The organism is Bradyrhizobium sp. CCBAU 45321 (assembly GCF_028128975.1).
Lineage (GTDB): Bacteria > Pseudomonadota > Alphaproteobacteria > Rhizobiales > Xanthobacteraceae > Bradyrhizobium > Bradyrhizobium yuanmingense.
This window is the reverse complement of record NZ_LFKZ01000109.1, coordinates 28112-43647: the sequence shown is the minus strand read 5'-3', so window position 1 is coordinate 43647 and position 15536 is coordinate 28112. Positions and strand designations below refer to the sequence as shown.

15 protein-coding genes, 1 tRNA gene and 1 pseudogene are annotated in these 15536 nt (G+C 64.5%); 11 read left to right on the top strand and 6 right to left on the bottom strand.

The features are described from left to right. Positions 1-237: 237 nt before the first annotated feature. Positions 238-489 carry a hypothetical protein gene (locus ACM43_RS13015; protein WP_271540429.1) on the bottom strand — a complete coding sequence of 84 codons (252 nt, stop codon included), beginning with the start codon at positions 487-489 and terminating at the stop codon, positions 238-240. Between the two features lie 163 nt (positions 490-652). Between ACM43_RS13015 and ACM43_RS13010 the strand changes: the two are divergent. The 4 genes and pseudogenes from ACM43_RS13010 (at position 653) to ACM43_RS12995 (ending at position 3025) form a co-directional block, all read left to right on the top strand. Further along, positions 653-1394, top strand: a pseudogene (locus ACM43_RS13010) (Sir2 family NAD-dependent protein deacetylase). A gap of 198 nt (positions 1395-1592) precedes the next feature. After that, the gene (locus tag ACM43_RS13005) at positions 1593-2255 is read left to right on the top strand and encodes a cold-shock protein (RefSeq protein WP_157284234.1); all 663 of its coding nucleotides are present in this window, start codon (positions 1593-1595) and stop codon (positions 2253-2255) included. Between the two features lie 115 nt (positions 2256-2370). Further along, positions 2371-2856: a DUF192 domain-containing protein gene (locus ACM43_RS13000; protein ID WP_271540426.1), complete on the top strand. Its 486-nt coding sequence runs from the start codon at positions 2371-2373 to the stop codon at positions 2854-2856. A gap of 92 nt (positions 2857-2948) precedes the next feature. Beyond that, positions 2949-3025, top strand: a tRNA-Pro gene (locus ACM43_RS12995). Positions 3026-3249: 224 nt separating this feature from the next. Here ACM43_RS12995 and ACM43_RS12990 read toward each other — a convergent pair. After that, positions 3250-3411, bottom strand: a complete 162-nt coding sequence (locus tag ACM43_RS12990; protein ID WP_271540424.1) for a hypothetical protein — start codon at positions 3409-3411, stop codon at positions 3250-3252. 329 nt (positions 3412-3740) lie between these two features. Between ACM43_RS12990 and ACM43_RS12985 the strand changes: the two genes are divergently transcribed. Further along, on the top strand, positions 3741-3935 hold the full coding sequence (locus tag ACM43_RS12985; RefSeq protein ID WP_271540422.1) for a hypothetical protein: 195 nt from the start codon (positions 3741-3743) through the stop codon (positions 3933-3935). 12 nt (positions 3936-3947) lie between these two features. Here ACM43_RS12985 and ACM43_RS12980 read toward each other — a convergent pair whose 3' ends face one another. Then, the gene (locus tag ACM43_RS12980) at positions 3948-5120 is read right to left on the bottom strand and encodes an OpgC domain-containing protein (RefSeq protein WP_271540420.1); all 1173 of its coding nucleotides are present in this window, start codon (positions 5118-5120) and stop codon (positions 3948-3950) included. Between the two features lie 253 nt (positions 5121-5373). Between ACM43_RS12980 and ACM43_RS12975 the strand changes: the two genes are divergently transcribed. Together ACM43_RS12975 and ACM43_RS12970 are read left to right on the top strand one after the other, a co-directional pair. After that, complete coding sequence (locus tag ACM43_RS12975) at positions 5374-5679, top strand: ETC complex I subunit (protein WP_024337795.1); 306 nt, start codon at positions 5374-5376, stop codon at positions 5677-5679. Positions 5680-5931: 252 nt separating this feature from the next. After that, positions 5932-6414 (top strand): Lrp/AsnC family transcriptional regulator, encoded by a 483-nt coding sequence (locus tag ACM43_RS12970; RefSeq protein ID WP_271540417.1) that lies wholly within the window; start codon positions 5932-5934, stop codon positions 6412-6414. Between the two features lie 55 nt (positions 6415-6469). Here the strand turns inward: ACM43_RS12970 and ACM43_RS12965 are convergent, their stop codons facing one another. Then, the gene (locus ACM43_RS12965) at positions 6470-7498 is read right to left on the bottom strand and encodes an AraC family transcriptional regulator (RefSeq protein WP_271540415.1); all 1029 of its coding nucleotides are present in this window, start codon (positions 7496-7498) and stop codon (positions 6470-6472) included. 111 nt (positions 7499-7609) lie between these two features. On the opposite strand from ACM43_RS12965, the gene ACM43_RS12960 reads away from it, so the two are divergent. Genes ACM43_RS12960 through ACM43_RS12945 form a run of 4 tightly spaced genes read left to right on the top strand, consistent with a single transcriptional unit; the run spans position 7610 to position 13332 of the window. Further along, positions 7610-8782 carry an isovaleryl-CoA dehydrogenase gene (locus ACM43_RS12960; protein WP_271540413.1) on the top strand — a complete coding sequence of 391 codons (1173 nt, stop codon included), beginning with the start codon at positions 7610-7612 and terminating at the stop codon, positions 8780-8782. Between the two features lie 24 nt (positions 8783-8806). After that, entirely contained in the window at positions 8807-10411 is a 1605-nt protein-coding gene (locus tag ACM43_RS12955) for a carboxyl transferase domain-containing protein (protein WP_271540411.1), read from the top strand. A gap of 4 nt (positions 10412-10415) precedes the next feature. Further along, positions 10416-12419 (top strand): acetyl/propionyl/methylcrotonyl-CoA carboxylase subunit alpha, encoded by a 2004-nt coding sequence (locus ACM43_RS12950; RefSeq protein ID WP_271540409.1) that lies wholly within the window; start codon positions 10416-10418, stop codon positions 12417-12419. 1 nt (position 12420) lies between these two features. Next, complete coding sequence (locus ACM43_RS12945; RefSeq protein ID WP_271540408.1) at positions 12421-13332, top strand: hydroxymethylglutaryl-CoA lyase; 912 nt, start codon at positions 12421-12423, stop codon at positions 13330-13332. 207 nt (positions 13333-13539) lie between these two features. On the opposite strand, the gene ACM43_RS12940 is transcribed toward ACM43_RS12945, so the two are convergent. Together ACM43_RS12940 and ACM43_RS12935 are read right to left on the bottom strand one after the other, a co-directional pair. Continuing rightward, positions 13540-14466, bottom strand: coding sequence for a dihydrodipicolinate synthase family protein (locus ACM43_RS12940; RefSeq protein ID WP_271540406.1), 927 nt, complete (start codon positions 14464-14466; stop codon positions 13540-13542). A gap of 76 nt (positions 14467-14542) precedes the next feature. Further along, positions 14543-15526, bottom strand: a complete 984-nt coding sequence (locus ACM43_RS12935) for a TRAP transporter substrate-binding protein (RefSeq protein ID WP_157284254.1) — start codon at positions 15524-15526, stop codon at positions 14543-14545. Positions 15527-15536: the final 10 nt, after the last annotated feature.

The window sequence follows — 15536 nt, the reverse complement described above, 5'->3', positions numbered from 1 at the left end:
GGGCGCAGTCGCGGCTTCCCAGCCCTATGGCTATTACGGTCCCCGCTACCGCTATTACGACGGTCCCGCCTATTACGGACCGGGTCCGTACGCCTATTACGGCGGGCCGTACTACCGTCACCACCACTACCGTTATTGGTAGTCGGCGAATAGCGAAAAGCCCGGAGCGGTGCTCCGGGCTTTTTTCGTTCGCATGTCGTCATTCGTATGTCGTTGCGCCTGCCGGCGCGATGATGCCTACGGCCAGAGCGAGGGCCGCTCGACCTTGCGGGCATTCTCCAGCGTCGCCACGAAGTATTCCTCGCGCTCGCGCTTGAACTTTTCCTGTGTGGCACGGAAGGCGGCGACACGGGCGGCGATTTCTTCGCGTTCGCGCTCTTTGCGCTGTTCGTCTTCGGTCATGTCAAATCCCCTCGACACCTGAGTATGTGCACATCCGAACTCAAGCACTGCCGCCGCAATCACGTTGAGTCGCGTCAACACATCCATTGGCACTTCCGAATGGGGCGTCAATGGGGAGGAGGCATTGCAGGATTGTGATATGCGAAGGTCGGAAGAAATTGCCGAGTGCATTGCATTGGCGCTTGATAAGAGCGTCAACGATGGTCGCTTGCGTATGTTGCTGTCAGGCCAAACTATCGGGGAGGCGCGATTGATCGCATCGGATCTGCAGAGCGGTATCGAACGGCTCGGCGACATGATCGCCGAGGCCAGGACCATCGTGCCGTTCACCGGTGCCGGCATCTCGACCGAATGCGGCATTCCCGACTTCCGCTCGCCGGGTGGAATTTGGACGCGTAACCGTCCGATCCCGTTCGACGAGTTCGTCGCGAGCCAGTCAGCGCGGGACGAATCCTGGCGCCGCCGCTTTGCGATGGAGGAGGTCTTCGCCGCAGCGAAACCCGGCCGCGGCCATCGGGCGCTGGCATCGCTCTACCGCGCCGGCAAGGTTCCCGCCGTCATCACCCAGAACATCGACAATCTGCACCAGGCCTCGGGATTCGCGCCGGAGCACGTGATTGAACTTCACGGAAATACCACTTATGCGCGCTGCATCGGCTGCGGGCAGGACTATCCGCTGGACTGGGTGAAGCGCCGTTTCGACGGCGATGGCATCGCGCCCAACTGCACCGCCTGCGACGCGCCGGTGAAGACCGCCACGATTTCCTTCGGGCAAATGATGCCGGACGAGGAGATGCAGCGCGCGACAGCGCTGTCGCAGGCCTGCGATCTCTTCATCGCGATCGGTTCCTCGCTGGTGGTCTGGCCGGCGGCCGGCTTTCCGATGATGGCCAGTGATCATCAATCGCGAGCCGACCGAGCAGGACGACATCGCCGACCTCGTCATCCACCACGACATCGGCGAGACGCTCGGGCCCTTTGTCGGCAATTGAGGCATCAATTTGATTCGCGGCTGTGCAAGCTGTTCATAGGTTCCGGCGAATCTCTTTTTTGTCTATGCGTCTCAACCGGGAGTGTTATCTTTTGAGTCGAAAGATTCGCGTCGCGTCGAATTGAGAACATTCTCTTAAGACGCGTGATTCGAGCGCCGCCAATGTGGCGGGTTGCATGGCAGTGTGGGGTCCGGGGTTATGGGGTCGTCGGACGGATTTGAGTCCAAGAAGCTTGGAGTTCCCGGACAGGGCACCTCGCCAGGGCGATTGACGCCGGGCGAGCATGGCGGAGCCGGCCGCGACAATGCGCTCAATCCCTTCACCGGATTGGGCGAAGCCAGCGCCAATCTCGTCGAGGTCACCGGCGTCATCAAATGGTTCGACGCCTCTAAAGGTTACGGCTTCATCGTTCCCGACAACGGCTGGCCGGACGTGCTCCTGCACGTTACCGTGCTTAGGCGCGACGGCTTCCAGACCGCTTATGAGGGCGCCCGCATCGTCGTCGAGTGCATCCAGCGCGCCAAGGGCTACCAGGCCTTCCGCGTTGTCTCGATGGACGAGTCGACCGCGATCCACCCGGCGCAGATGCTGCCGCCGCGCACCCATGTCACGGTCACCCCGACCAGCGGGCTGGAACGGGCCCAGGTCAAATGGTTCAACCGGCTGCGCGGATTCGGCTTCCTGACCTGCGGCGAGGGCACGCCCGACATCTTCGTGCACATGGAGACGCTACGCCGCTTCGGCATGACTGAGCTGAGACCGGGTCAGTATGTGCTGGTCCGCTTCGGGCCCGGCTCCAAGGGCATGATGGCGGCCGAGATCCATCCCGAGACCGGATCGCCGGGATTGCAGTCGCACTAAGGCTATGAATTCCAGCAATTGTGAGCAGAGGCGCGCCGCAAGTCCGGCGCGCCTCTTCCTTTTCCGGCGGTCGCCGCGTAAGGACTGACTGAAGTCCCACGCCATGAGAGCCCCCATGACTTCTGATCGAAAGGACGCCTGGTCCGCTCTGAAGGGCTGGCTTGCCGCCATCCTCGTCATCGCCGGCTGGGCCGTCGCCGGCGCGCCGGCCGGCGCCGCCAGCTTCCAGCCGCTCGAGATCGTCACCAAGAACGGCGTGCAGGTGTTCTCGGTCGAGATGGCAACGACCCCGGAGGAGAAGGAGACCGGCCTGATGTACCGCAAGGAATTGGCCGACGGCAAAGGCATGCTGTTCGACTTCAATCCCGAGCAGGAAATCTCGATGTGGATGAAGAACACTTATGTGTCGCTCGACATGATCTTCATCCGCGCCGATGGCCGCATCCTGCGCATTGCGGAGAATACCGAGCCGTTGTCGACGAAGATCATCTCCTCCCGGGGACCCGCCCGGGCCGTGCTGGAGGTGGTGGCGGGGACGGCGCAGAAGTACGGCATCCGCCCCGGTGATCGCGTCGGCCACCCCCTGTTCGGCGGCAAATAGGACGGGCAGGGGCGATTGCGGCCCAGGCCGGCGGCTTTGGAAAGCTTGCTGGCGCTCCGGGAAGCGTGTATCGACGGGGCTCGCCGGACATTCGGGGTATAGCGCAGCCTGGTAGCGCGGCAGTTTTGGGTACTGCAGGTCGTTGGTTCGAATCCAGCTGCCCCGACCATTCCCCGGGCGGCGCTGGCCTAGAGGTCAGCATCGAACCGGCATGGCCTGGCATCCACGCGTCCGGCCTTCGCTTCGCCTGGAAATCAGCAAAGCCTCATCGAACCTTCGTCCGTCGCGATAGACAAATCCGTGTTGGGGATTTCAGCGCCTAATGTCTAAACGGACGCCGCCAAGCGATGAATATTCCGCTTGTGCGGCGTTGCGTTTTGCCCGGCGCGCTCGTCAGTTCGAGGCGTACCAGCCGGGCGGAAATGGCACGTACGGCCAGGCCATCTGATTGTCGTTGGCGGCTTGCGGCGGCCGTTGCGAGGCCGTGCTCACGATTGGCGCGGGCGGGATCACGCGCAACGCGAGGCGCAGACGCGCACATTGCAATTTCATCATTGTCGTCCCCCCAGCAATCTACTTGCTTCCAAACGTCCGATCGTCTGCAAAGTTCAGTCTTAAAATCACCCTGCGCCGAAACGGCGCGCTCGTCCTCAAATCACGGACATTCTAGAAAAACCGGCGCGGGCTTTCAACCAAACGCGCCGCGCCATCCCAAGAAGTAAGGTTGATCGGCAAGGTTAAAGACGAGCGGCTGTTGCGGCCGTTTGGCTGGCTGCTATCAGGTCGGTCCCGGCTCGCGATGGGCTGTCCACTCTGTGCCACCACAGATGACTGTTCGTCGCGGCGCGCGGATCAGCCTAAGTTCTGCGCCAGCGAGTTCTGCCATGGCTATTGACCGCAACATCGGGACCATCGGTCCGCAGTCAAACTGGACCGAGATCTGGCACCTCTGGACGGTGATCGTGCCGCGCCGCTCCATCAACGGGCAGTTCGTGCTCGGCAAGGTCTGGCGTCGCCACGACGGCCGCGACTGGATCTACAAGAAGTTCACCGAGTTCGACGGCGAAGAGGCGGCTTAACTGCCGCCTCTCTCAGGCCGCCTTCGCTTCCGCAGCCGGCTTGGCCGGCGGCGGCTTCAGCGGCTTGTCCTGCTTCTTCGACCACGAGATGTAATAAGCCACGGTCGTCATGATCGCGATGCCGGCGACACTGACGAAGATCTGCGCGAGCAGCGACCCCGAGCTCATCGACAGCTCGAAATGACCGACGAAGGACAGGAACACGCCGACGCAGAACACGGCGAGCGACTGCTGGCCGCAGACGATCAAGGGGTCGAACACCTTCCACTCCAGCCCGGGCCACTCCTTCGGCACGAAGCGGATCACCAGGATCACGATCACCACGAAGTGGAGGAAGCGATACGGTGCGAGGTTGGTCTTGTCATTGGGGTTGAAGGCCGAGAACAGCCATTCCGGGAACATGCCGCCGAAGGTGGGGAAGCGGCCGGCCATGGTCATGACCAGCGCGAACAGGAGATAACCGAGGCAGACCCACAGCGTAACAGGCGAGTTGATCAGCGCCATCGAGCGCCGCGCACCGCCCATGGAGCACCAGGCGCCGAACACGAACAGCACCTGCCAGCAATAGGGGTTGAAGTACCACTGGCCGGCCGGATAGGCGGTCAGGTTCCAGCCGTTATGGCGCGCGACGAGCCACAGCACGATCGACAGGATCATCGTCAAATCGGGCTTGCGCAGCATGAACCAGAGCACGGGCGGAAACAGGCCCATCAGCACGATGTAGAGCGGCAACACGTCGAGGTTGAGGGGCTTGAAGCGCAGGAACAGGCCCTGGCGCAGCGTCTCGGTGGCGTTGTCGACGAGGCCGGCGACGTTGAACTCGTTGATCATCTCGGAATCGCCGAAGCGCAGCGCGAGATAGCTGATCGAGGCGATGTAGATCACGAACAGGATGATGTGGGCGACATAGAGCTGCCAGACCCGCTTGGTCAGCCGCGTGGCGCCGACGATGAAGCCGCGGTCCAGCATCATCCGCGCATAGACGAAGGAGGCGGTGTAGCCGGAGATGAAGACGAACAGGTCGGCCGCGTCGGAAAAGCCGTAGTTGCGGGTCGTGATCCAGTTCACGACGTTGTCGGGGATATGGTCGAGAAAGATCGCCCAGTTTGCGACACCGCGAAACAGGTCGAGCCGGAGGTCGCGACCCTTGTCGGGAAGCGTGGCGCTGACGTTCAGGAAGGCCATGCGTCGGGAGCTTTCAGAGAGGACAGAAGCGCGGAGATCGATGAAACCGGGCCGCCAATCGGGGTCCCAGGATGAGACGCGGGTACGCAATTGTCACGGTGCAGCATAATGACTATACCGTTGGCGAGGGTTGCCGGGGCCGGAATCAGGATCAGTTCCCAACCGGCTTCTCTATACTATCCCCGAGATTTCCACCAACTGCCACCGTGACGCATCGAAATCGAACGGAAAGATCAAGAGGCCCGGACCAGTCATGACCGCACGCATTTTCAAGCCCGCCAAAAACGCGATGCAATCCGGCCGGTCCAAGACCAGGGAATGGCAGCTCGATTACGAGCCGGAGCAGCCGCGCTCGGTCGAGCCGCTGATGGGCTGGACGTCGTCGGCCGACATGAAGCAGCAAATTACGCTGCGCTTCCACAGCAAGGAAGAGGCGATCGCCTATTGCGAGCGCAAGGGCATCGCCTATCAGGTGATCGAGCCCAAGGAGTCGATCCGCCGGCCGGTTGCCTATGCCGACAATTTCTCGTTCCGCCGCGGCGAGCCCTGGACGCATTGAGGGGCCATTCTCACCCGAAGCATCGAAAGTGCCGTCATGCCCGGGCTTGTCCCGCCTGCGCGGCCGAAGCCGCTTCGGCGAGGCGAAGGCCCGGGCATCCACGTTTTTGGCGGTAGACGAAGAACGTGGATGGCCGGGACGAGCCCGGCCATGACGAAGGGAGCGGCTGGTCGCCCGCGCCTGAGAACCCTTGGCACCAATTCCGCCCCGTGCTTCGCTGCCCCGCAGGACACGACCAAAACGAGGTGGGGGATGGCGGGGCGTGACCAGTTCGACGGCGTCGATCTGAAAATCCTATCCGAGCTGCAGCAGGACGGGCGGGTTCGCAACAACGAGCTGGCGCTGCGGGTCGGCGTGTCCGCGCCGAACTGCCTGCGGCGGCTGAAATCGCTGTTCAGCCGCGGCGTGATCCGGGCGGTGCGCGCCGTGATCGACGAGCGGCTGCTCGGCTATGAGGTGGTGTCGTTCGTGTCGATCCAGCTCGGCAGTCAGGCCCAGCCGGTGCTGGAGGCGTTCGAGAGCTCGATCGCCGCGATCCCGCGCATCCAGCAATGCTGGCGGATTTCCGGCGACACCGACTATCTGCTCAAATGCGTGGCCCCGAGTGTCGAGAGCATGCGCCAGCAGCTCCTGCACTTCGCCGCGATGCCCAATGTGAAGAACGTCCGCAGCTTCCCCGTGCTCGGCGTCGCCAAGGACGTACCGCTGCCGTTGCACGATGTCGCGGCGGCATAGCCGGTAGGGCTGCGAATATCCCAGCGGAAACGGATCTGAACTTCAGCGAAGCGCCTCAGCGATACCGCCCCCGAAACTCGCGCGGGGAGGTGCCGGTCCAGGTTCGAAAGGCCCGCGAAAAGCTCTTCTCGTTGCGGAAGCCGGCGATTTCGGCGATGCGCTTGATCGGCGTGCGGCCGCGCATCAGCTCCTGTTTGGCGAGCTCGAATTTCGCCTCCTCCTTGAGATCGCGCAGCGAGGTGGACTCCTCGCGCAGGCGGCGATGCATCGTGCGGGTGGAAAGCGCGAGCTCGCGCGCGACGTCCTCGGCGCCGAGGACCCGTCCGCGCGCTTCTCGCAGCACGCGGCGGACGCGCTCGACCAGCAGGCGGTCGCGCCGGTAGGGCAGCACGGTGAGCCGGAGCGCGCCCTTGAGCATGTTGTCAAGATCGGCCGCGCTGCGCGTCAGCGGCAGCGAAAGATAGTGCTTGTCGAAGACGATGGCCGCGCGGTCCGCGTCGAAGCGGACGCTCCGGCAAAAGATGGTCGGATAGACCGACACGTGGCCGGGCTCGGGGTAAGGAAACTCAGCCGCGCGGAGCGCGATTTGGGAGTCGACAGCCCAGCATGAGAAGCCGAGCACGTAGCGGAACAGTGTGACGAGGCAGAACTCGCGGAATGGCCCGAGGTCACGGAGCTGACGGATCGACACGACGGCGGTCTCTTCGCCGACCTCGAGATCGAGCAGCACATCCTCCGTGACCAGGCGGTGATGCCGGCACCAGCGCTTGAGCGCGACCTCCAGCGTCGGTGCGGTGATCGAGGCCCGGCACAGCATGCCATAGGTGCCCCATGGCAGCCGGCGCGAGAACCAGCCAAGCGCCTCGTCATCGAGCTCGCGCATGGCATGGCCCGCCAGCGCCTCGAACTGGGCCGCGGTCACACGCCCATCAGGAGAATTCACAAGCTCCGGCGCGACCTGGCCCCGGCTCAAGGCTTCGGCGGGATCGCGGCCGTAATGCTCGTACGCGGCCACCACGCCGCGAACGAAGGCGGCGGGCGTGACGGCGCGGCGCGGAATTGCGGTGGCGGCTTGAAAAGGCATCGGAATTCCTTTCGGAAATCCTCGCCAAGTTTGGCGGAAAATGCAACCTTTTCGACTGCAAGAGGGCCGGGACCGGGCTAGGTTCGGAGCCCAAAATACGGAGGACTCGCCTTGAACATCCCGAGCATCGATTTCGATCTGGGCGAAGACATCAGCCTGCTGCGCGACACCGTTCGGTCGTTCGTGGAGGCGGAGATCACCCCGCGTGCCGCCGAGATCGAAAAGGCTAATCTTTTCCCCGCAGACCTCTGGAAGCGCTTCGGCGACCTCGGCCTGCTCGGCATGACCGCGCCGGAGCAATATGGCGGCTCCAATATGGGCTATCTCGCCCATATCGTCGCCATGGAGGAGATCTCGCGCGGCTCGGCGGCCGTGGCGCTGTCCTACGGCGCCCATTCCAATCTTTGCGTCAACCAGATCCGCCGCAACGGCAATGACGCGCAGCGGCAGCGCTATCTGCCCAAGCTGATCTCAGGCGAATATGTCGGTGCGCTCGCGATGTCCGAGCCGGGCGCCGGCTCCGACGTGGTCTCGATGAAGCTGCGCGCCGACAAGCGCGGCGACCGCTACGTGCTCAACGGCTCCAAGATGTGGATCACCAATGGCGGCGATGCCGACGTGCTGGTGGTCTACGCCAAGACCGATCCGGAGGCCGGCCCGCGCGGCATGACCGCGTTCCTGATCGAGAAGGGTTTTAAGGGCTTCACGCACGGCCAGCATCTCGACAAGCTCGGCATGCGCGGCTCCAACACCTATCCCTTGTTCTTCGACGATTGCGAGGTGCCGGAGGAGAATGTGATGGGCAAGGTGGGCGAGGGCGTCAAGGTGCTGATGTCCGGCCTCGATTATGAGCGCGCGGTGCTCTCGGGCGGGCCGCTCGGCATCATGGCGGCCTGCATGGACGCGGTGGTGCCCTATATGCACGAGCGCAAGCAGTTCGGCCAGCCGATCGGCGACTTCCAGCTGATGCAGGGTAAGCTCGCCGACATGTATTCGACCTGGCAAGCCACGCGCGCCTATGTCTATGCGGTGGGCCGCGCCTGCGACCGCGCCGACCACGCGCGCACCCTGCGCAAGGACGCGGCTGCTGCGATCCTCTATTCCGCGGAGAAGGCAACGTGGATGGCGGGCGAAGCAATCCAGGCGCTGGGCGGGGTTGGCTATACCTCCGAATTCCCGGTCGGGCGCCTGTGGCGCGACGCCAAGCTCTACGAGATCGGCGCCGGCACCTCCGAAGTTCGGCGCATGCTGATCGGCCGCGAACTGATGGCCGAGACGGCTTAAGTCCTTCACCTCATTGGAATCACCATGCCGCTCCATTCCAGCATCGATCCGTCGTCATCAGATTTTGCGCGCAATTCCGAGGCCATGCGCGGTCTCGTCGCGGACTTGCGCGAAAAGCTCAGCCTGGTCGCCGGCGGTGGGGGCGAGGCTTCGCGCAACCGCCACACCGCGCGCGGCAAGATGCTGGCACGCGAGCGCGTCGACCTCCTGGTCGATCCCGGCACCTCGTTCCTGGAGCTGTCGCCGCTCGCGGCCTATGGCCTCTATGGCGGCGACGTGCATTCGGCGAGCGTCGTCACCGGCGTCGGGCGCATCTCGGGCCGCGAATGCGTGATCGTCGCCAATGACGCCACCATCAAGGGCGGCACCTACTACCCGATGACGGTGAAGAAGCATCTGCGCGCGCAGGACATTGCGCGGCAGAACAATCTGCCTTGCGTCTACATGGTGGATTCCGGCGGCGCCTTCCTGCCGCTGCAGGACGAGATCTTTCCGGACGAGCGGCACTTCGGCCGCATCTTCTACAATCAGGCGCAGATGTCGTCGCAGGGCATTCCGCAGATCGCGATCGTGATGGGCTCCTGCACCGCGGGCGGCGCGTATGTGCCGGCGATGTCGGACGAGAGCATCATCGTGCGCAACCAGGGCACCATCTTCCTCGGCGGCCCGCCGCTGGTGAAGGCCGCGACCGGCGAGGTCGTCAGTGCGGAGGAGCTCGGCGGCGCCGACGTGCATTCGCGGCAGTCCGGCGTGACCGATCACTACGCCCAGAACGATGCGCATGCGATCGGCATCGCCCGGCGTATCGTCGGCACGCTCAAGCCTTCGGTGCGGCCCAACCTGAACATGCATCAGCCGCGCGATCCGCTGTTTCCGGCGGAGGAAATCTACGGCGTGGTGCCGGTCGACGGCCGCAAGCCGTTCGACGTGCGCGACATCATCGCGCGCATCGTCGACGGCTCGGAGTTCGACGAGTTCAAGAAACTCTATGGCACGACGCTGGTGTGCGGCTTCGCCCATATCTGGGGCTATCCGGTCGGCATCATCGCCAATAACGGCATCCTGTTCAGCGAGAGCTCGCTGAAGGGCGCGCATTTCATCGAGCTGTGCTGCCAGCGCGGCATTCCGCTTGTTTTCTTACAGAACATCACCGGCTTCATGGTCGGCAAGAAGTACGAGGCGGGCGGCATCGCGCGCGACGGCGCCAAGCTGGTGACGGCGGTCGCGACGGCGTCGGTGCCGAAATTCACCGTGGTGATCGGCGGCTCCTACGGCGCCGGCAATTACGGCATGTGCGGCCGCGCCTACGCGCCGCGGTTCCTGTGGATGTGGCCGAACGCGCGCATCTCGGTGATGGGCGGCGAGCAGGCCTCGATGGTGCTGAGCCAGGTTCGCCGCGACAATATCGAGGCCAAGGGCGACAGCTGGTCCAGGGAAGAGGAAGACAAGTTTCGCGAGCCCATCCGCGCGCAATATGAGAGCCAGGGGCACCCATATTATGCGACCGCGCGCCTGTGGGACGACGGCGTGATCGACCCCGCCGACACGCGCCTCGTGCTCGGGCTCGGGCTCTCGGCGGCATCGAACGCGCCGATCGAGCCGACGAAATTCGGCCTGTTCAGGATGTGATGCGATGGACCGCTCAAAGCTCTACCGCCGTTTTCGCACGCTCCTGATCGCCAACCGCGGCGAGATCGCCTGCCGCGTCATCCGCACCGCACGGGCCATGGGCCTGCGCACGGTCGCGGTCTATTCCGAGGCCGATCGCGAGGCGATGCATGTCGCGCTCGCGGACGAAGCCGTGCTGCTCGGGCCCGCCCGTGCCCGCGACAGCTATCTCAATATCGAGCGTCTGATCGAGGCCGCACGCAAGACCGGAGCGGAGGCCGTGCATCCCGGCTACGGCTTCCTGTCCGAGAATGCCGAGTTCGCGCAGGCTTGTTATGACGCCGGCCTCGTCTTCGTCGGGCCGACCGCCGAGATGATGACGGCGATGGGCTCGAAATCCGGCTCGAAAGAGTTGATGGAGAAGGCCGGCGTGCCCTTGGTGCCCGGCTATCACGGCGAGGCCCAGGACGACGCAACGCTTTCGAAAGCAGCGGACAAGATCGGCTTCCCCCTGCTGGTGAAGGCCTCCGCCGGCGGCGGCGGGCGCGGCATGCGCATCGTGCGCTCCGCCGACGAGCTTGCCCCAGCGATCGTCAGCGCCAAGCGCGAGGCCAAGGCCGCCTTCGGCGACGACCGCATGTTGATCGAAAAGTATGTCGATAATCCCAGGCATATCGAGGTGCAGATCATCGGCGACAGCCATGGCAATCTGCTCTCGCTGTTCGAGCGCGAATGCACCTTGCAGCGCCGGCACCAGAAGGTGATCGAGGAGGCGCCATCGCCGACGCTCAATGCCGCGCAGCGCGAAACCGTCTGCGCCGCTGCACGAAAGGCGGCGGGCGCGGTGAACTATGTCGGCGCCGGCACCATCGAGTTCGTCTCCGACGGCAAGGACGTGTTCTTCATCGAGATGAACACGCGCCTGCAGGTCGAGCATCCCGTGACCGAGCTGATCACGGGCATCGACCTCGTCGAGTGGCAGCTGCGCGTCGCCTTCGGCGAGGCGCTGCCACTCAAGCAAGACGAGATCAAGCTCAACGGTCACGCGGTCGAGGCGCGCGTCTACGCAGAGAACCCGACCAAGAACTTCATGCCGTCGGTCGGCAGGATCTCGACCTGGCGGTTGCCGGCCGAGACGGGCGGCCTGCGCATCGACGCCGGCTATCGCGAGGGCGATATGGTCTCGCCGTATTATGACGCCATGCTCGCCAAGGTGATCGCCTGGGCGCCGACGCGGGACGTCGCGATCGAGCGGCTGAACCGCGGGTTGGAACAGACCGACGTCCGCGGCATCGTCACCAACATCCCGTTCCTGTCGGCGCTGATGACGCATCCGAAGGTGCGGGCGAATGCGATCGACACCGGGTTCATCGAGCGTGAGCTGGCGGTGCTGACCGAAGCGGCGCCTGCACCCGGAGAGCTCGAGCTCTGCGCCGCAGTCGCCGCAATCGTCAACGAGGAGCGGCAGGCCGCGCAGGCGGAAGCGAATTCACCCTGGCAGACCTTCGGCTGGCAGCCGGTGGGTCGCCGCCAGCGCAGCTTTGCCTTCCGCGTCGGCCATGGTCCGGAGCAGAAGATCATTCTGAACTACGGCAGGGGACCGTCGACGCTGATGATCGGCGAGCGCGAGATGGCGTTCACGATCGCAGCGAAGGATGGCGGCTTCGATCTGACGCTCGACGGCGTCAAATCGTCGGTGGCAGCGGTCATCGATGGCCATGAGCTGTACCTGCGCACGCGCAACGGCCGCTTCGACCTGCATTGGGTCGATCCGTTCGGAGGCGAGAGCGAGGAGCATGTCGGCGAGGACAAGATCGCAGCGCCCTTGCCGGGCACGGTGGTTGCCGTGCTGGCCGAGGAGGGTGCCAAGCTGGAGAAGGGCGCGCCGATCCTCACGCTCGAAGTGATGAAGATGGAGCAGACACTGCGCGCGCCCTATGCCGGCGTGCTGAAATCCATCAAGTGCAAGGTCGGCGACATCGTGCAGGAGGGCGTCGAGCTCGCTCTGGTCGAACCTTCAGGGGAATGAGATGAGCGATCCTGTCCGCATCATCGAAATGGGGCCGCGCGACGGCCTCCAGAACGAGAAGACCCCCGTCAGCGTCGAGGCCCGCATCGCCTTCATCGAGGCGCTGGTCGGGGCCGGTCTCGACACGGTCGAGGTCGGCGCCTTCGTCTCGCCCAAGGCCATCCCGCAGATGGCTAGCTCGGACGCCGTGCTGCGCGGCATCGCGCATGTGAAGGGCGCCGAATTTCACGTGCTGGTGCCGAACGAGAAAGGCTACGAGGCCGCGCGTGCCGTGGGCGCCAAAGTGGTCTCCGTGTTCGCGGCGGCCTCCGAGGGGTTTTCCCGGGCGAACATCAACTGCACGATTGCGGAGTCCATCGAGCGCTTCAAGCCGGTGCTGGCGCGCGCCAGGGAGGATGGCGTCAAGGTGCGCGGCTATATCTCTTGCGTGCTGGGCTGCCCGTTCGACGGCGAGATCAAGCCGAAGGCTGTCGCCGATCTCGCGAGCACGCTGTTCGATCTCGGCTGCTATGAGATCTCGCTCGGCGACACCATCGGTGTCGGCACGCCCGCCAAGGCGAAAGAGATGCTGCGCGCGGTGGCCGCCAACATCCCGCTGGCCAGGCTCGCGATGCATTTCCATGACACTTACGGCCAGGCGCTCGCCAACCTCTATGCGGGGATGGAGGAGGGCGTCCGCGTCATCGACGCCGCTGCCGGCGGGCTCGGCGGCTGCCCCTATGCGCCGGGCGCGACGGGGAACGTCGCAACGGAAGACGTCGTCTACATGCTCGAAGGCATGGGGATCACGACAGGTGTTGATATGGAGAAGCTGCTGGCGGCGACGAACGCGATGAGCGTCGTGCTCGGCAAGCCGCCCGTGAGCCGCGTGGCGTCGGCGCTAAACGCGAAGAAGAAGCGGGCGGATTCCTAATTCTCCGTCATTGCGAGCGAAGCGAAGCAATCCAGAGTCTTTCCGTTGAGACGGTCTGGATTGCTTCGTCGCAAGAGCTCCTCGCAATGACGGCTGAGGCAGCTCTCGTAGGGTGGGCAAAGGCGCCTTGCGCCGTGCCCACCATCTTTCGCGATCATTGGCGAAGGTGGGCACGCTGTGCTTTGCCCACCCTACGAGACCGTAGCCTCAAGCCGCCTTCAGCCCGACATCCGGCAGACGCGGCCGGTTCTTGAGCGCCTTCGCCATCATGGCCTCGACCTCTGCCTTTTCATGCGGCAGCAGTGCGAGGCGGGGCGGGCGGGTCAGGGCGGTGCCGCGGCCCATGATGTGCTCGCACAGCTTGATGCACTGGACGAGGTCCGGGCGAGCATCGAGGTGCAGGAGCGGCATGAACCATTCGTAGAGCGGCATCGCCTCGGCGAAGCGCCCGGCCTTGGCGAGGCGGAACAGCGTCTCGCCCTCGCGCGGGAAGGCGTTGGACATGCCGGAGACCCAGCCCACGGCGCCCATGGCGACGCTCTCGACGATGACGTCGTCGAGACCTGCGAACAGCACGAAGCGATCGCCGACCATGTTGCGGGTGTCGATGAACCGTCGCGTATCGCCCGAGGAATCCTTGAAGCAGACCACGGTCTCGACGTCGGCGAGCGAGGCGAGGATGTCTGGCGTAACGTCGTTCTTGTAGATCGGCGGGTTGTTGTAGAGCATCACCGGGAGGTCGGTGGCGCTGGCAACCGCGCGGAAATGCGCGGCGGTCTCGTGCGGCTTGGACGAATAGACCAGCGCCGGCATCACCATCACGCCGTCGATGCCGACGCGCGCGGCTTCCTTCGCGGTCTCCACCGCAAAGGCGGTGGTGAATTCGGCGATGCCGCACAGCACGGGCACGCGGCCCTTCGCGACCGACTTCGCCGCTTCCATGATCGCGACCTTCTCCTTGCGCTCCAGCGAGGTGTTCTCGCCGACCGAGCCGCAGACGATCAGGCCGGAGACGCCGTCGCGGATCAATCCGTCCATCACCTTGGCGGTTGCGTCGATGTCGAGCGAGAGATCGTCGTGGAATTGGGTGGTGACGGCCGGGAAGACGCCTTCCCAGGAGATGCGTGGGCTCATTGTTTGGCTCCGATTGGAATTGTGCCGGCGGATCGTTCGATCCGCCGGGCATTGACGTGAAGAGGATGGATGAGGGTCAGAGCGTCGCGCCGACCTTGCGCAGCTCGGCGAGAACGGGGGCCTTGGGCAGCCAGATCTTGTCGAACTCGGCAATCACGGCCTCGGTATCCTTGGCGTCGACCTGGCGGATCGGGATCGGCGCGTTCTTGAAGTTCTGGATCAGCGTGGGCTCGTTGCCGGCGAGCTCGTCGATCTGCGCGTCCAGCGTCGTCTTGATCGTTTTCGTGATCAGCTCGCGATCGGCGGCGGGCAGCGATTGCCAGACTCGGCCGGAGACGACCGCGGCCATCGGCATGAAGACGGCGTTCATCTGCAGGATCACCTTCGACACCTTGTCGAAACGCTGGTTCCAGGAGAATTCGAGGTCGGCCTCGAGGCCATCGACCTGGCCGTTGGCCATGGCGTCGAACACTTGCGGCGTCGGGATCGGCGTCGGCGCTGCGCCGAGCGAGGAATAGAAATCGCGATAGACCGGGGTCGGGTTGATGCGCAGCTTCATGCCCTTGATGTCGGCGAGCGAATTCAGGTCCTTGGAGGAGAACACCGCGCGCATTCCGGTGATGCCCCAGCCGAGCCCGATTGTGCCGGTCTCCTGCGGCAGCACTTCGAACAGCTTCACCGCCGCCGGATGCCGCACGAACTTCGCCACCGCCGGCGTCGAGCGCACGATGTAGGGCGCGTTGATCGCGGCGATGTGCGGCACGCGCGAGCCGAGCTCGGCGGCCTGGATGAAGCCCATGTCGAGCGCGCCGGACTGCAATTGCTGCATCATCGCGGTCTCGTTGCCGAGCTGGCCGGCGTGGAAGACGGTCAGGGTCAGGCGGCCGTTGGTGGCGGCCTTGAGCTCGTCGCCGAATTTGAGCGCGGCCTTGTTCCAGGAATGGCCGTTCGGCGTGATCAGGCCGAGGCGAAATTCCTTGGCCTGGGCGAGCGCCAGCGACGGGGCGAACACCGAGGCGGCGGCACTGGCGGCGAGAAAGCGGCGGCGGGAAAGCGGCATGGTCGGGCTC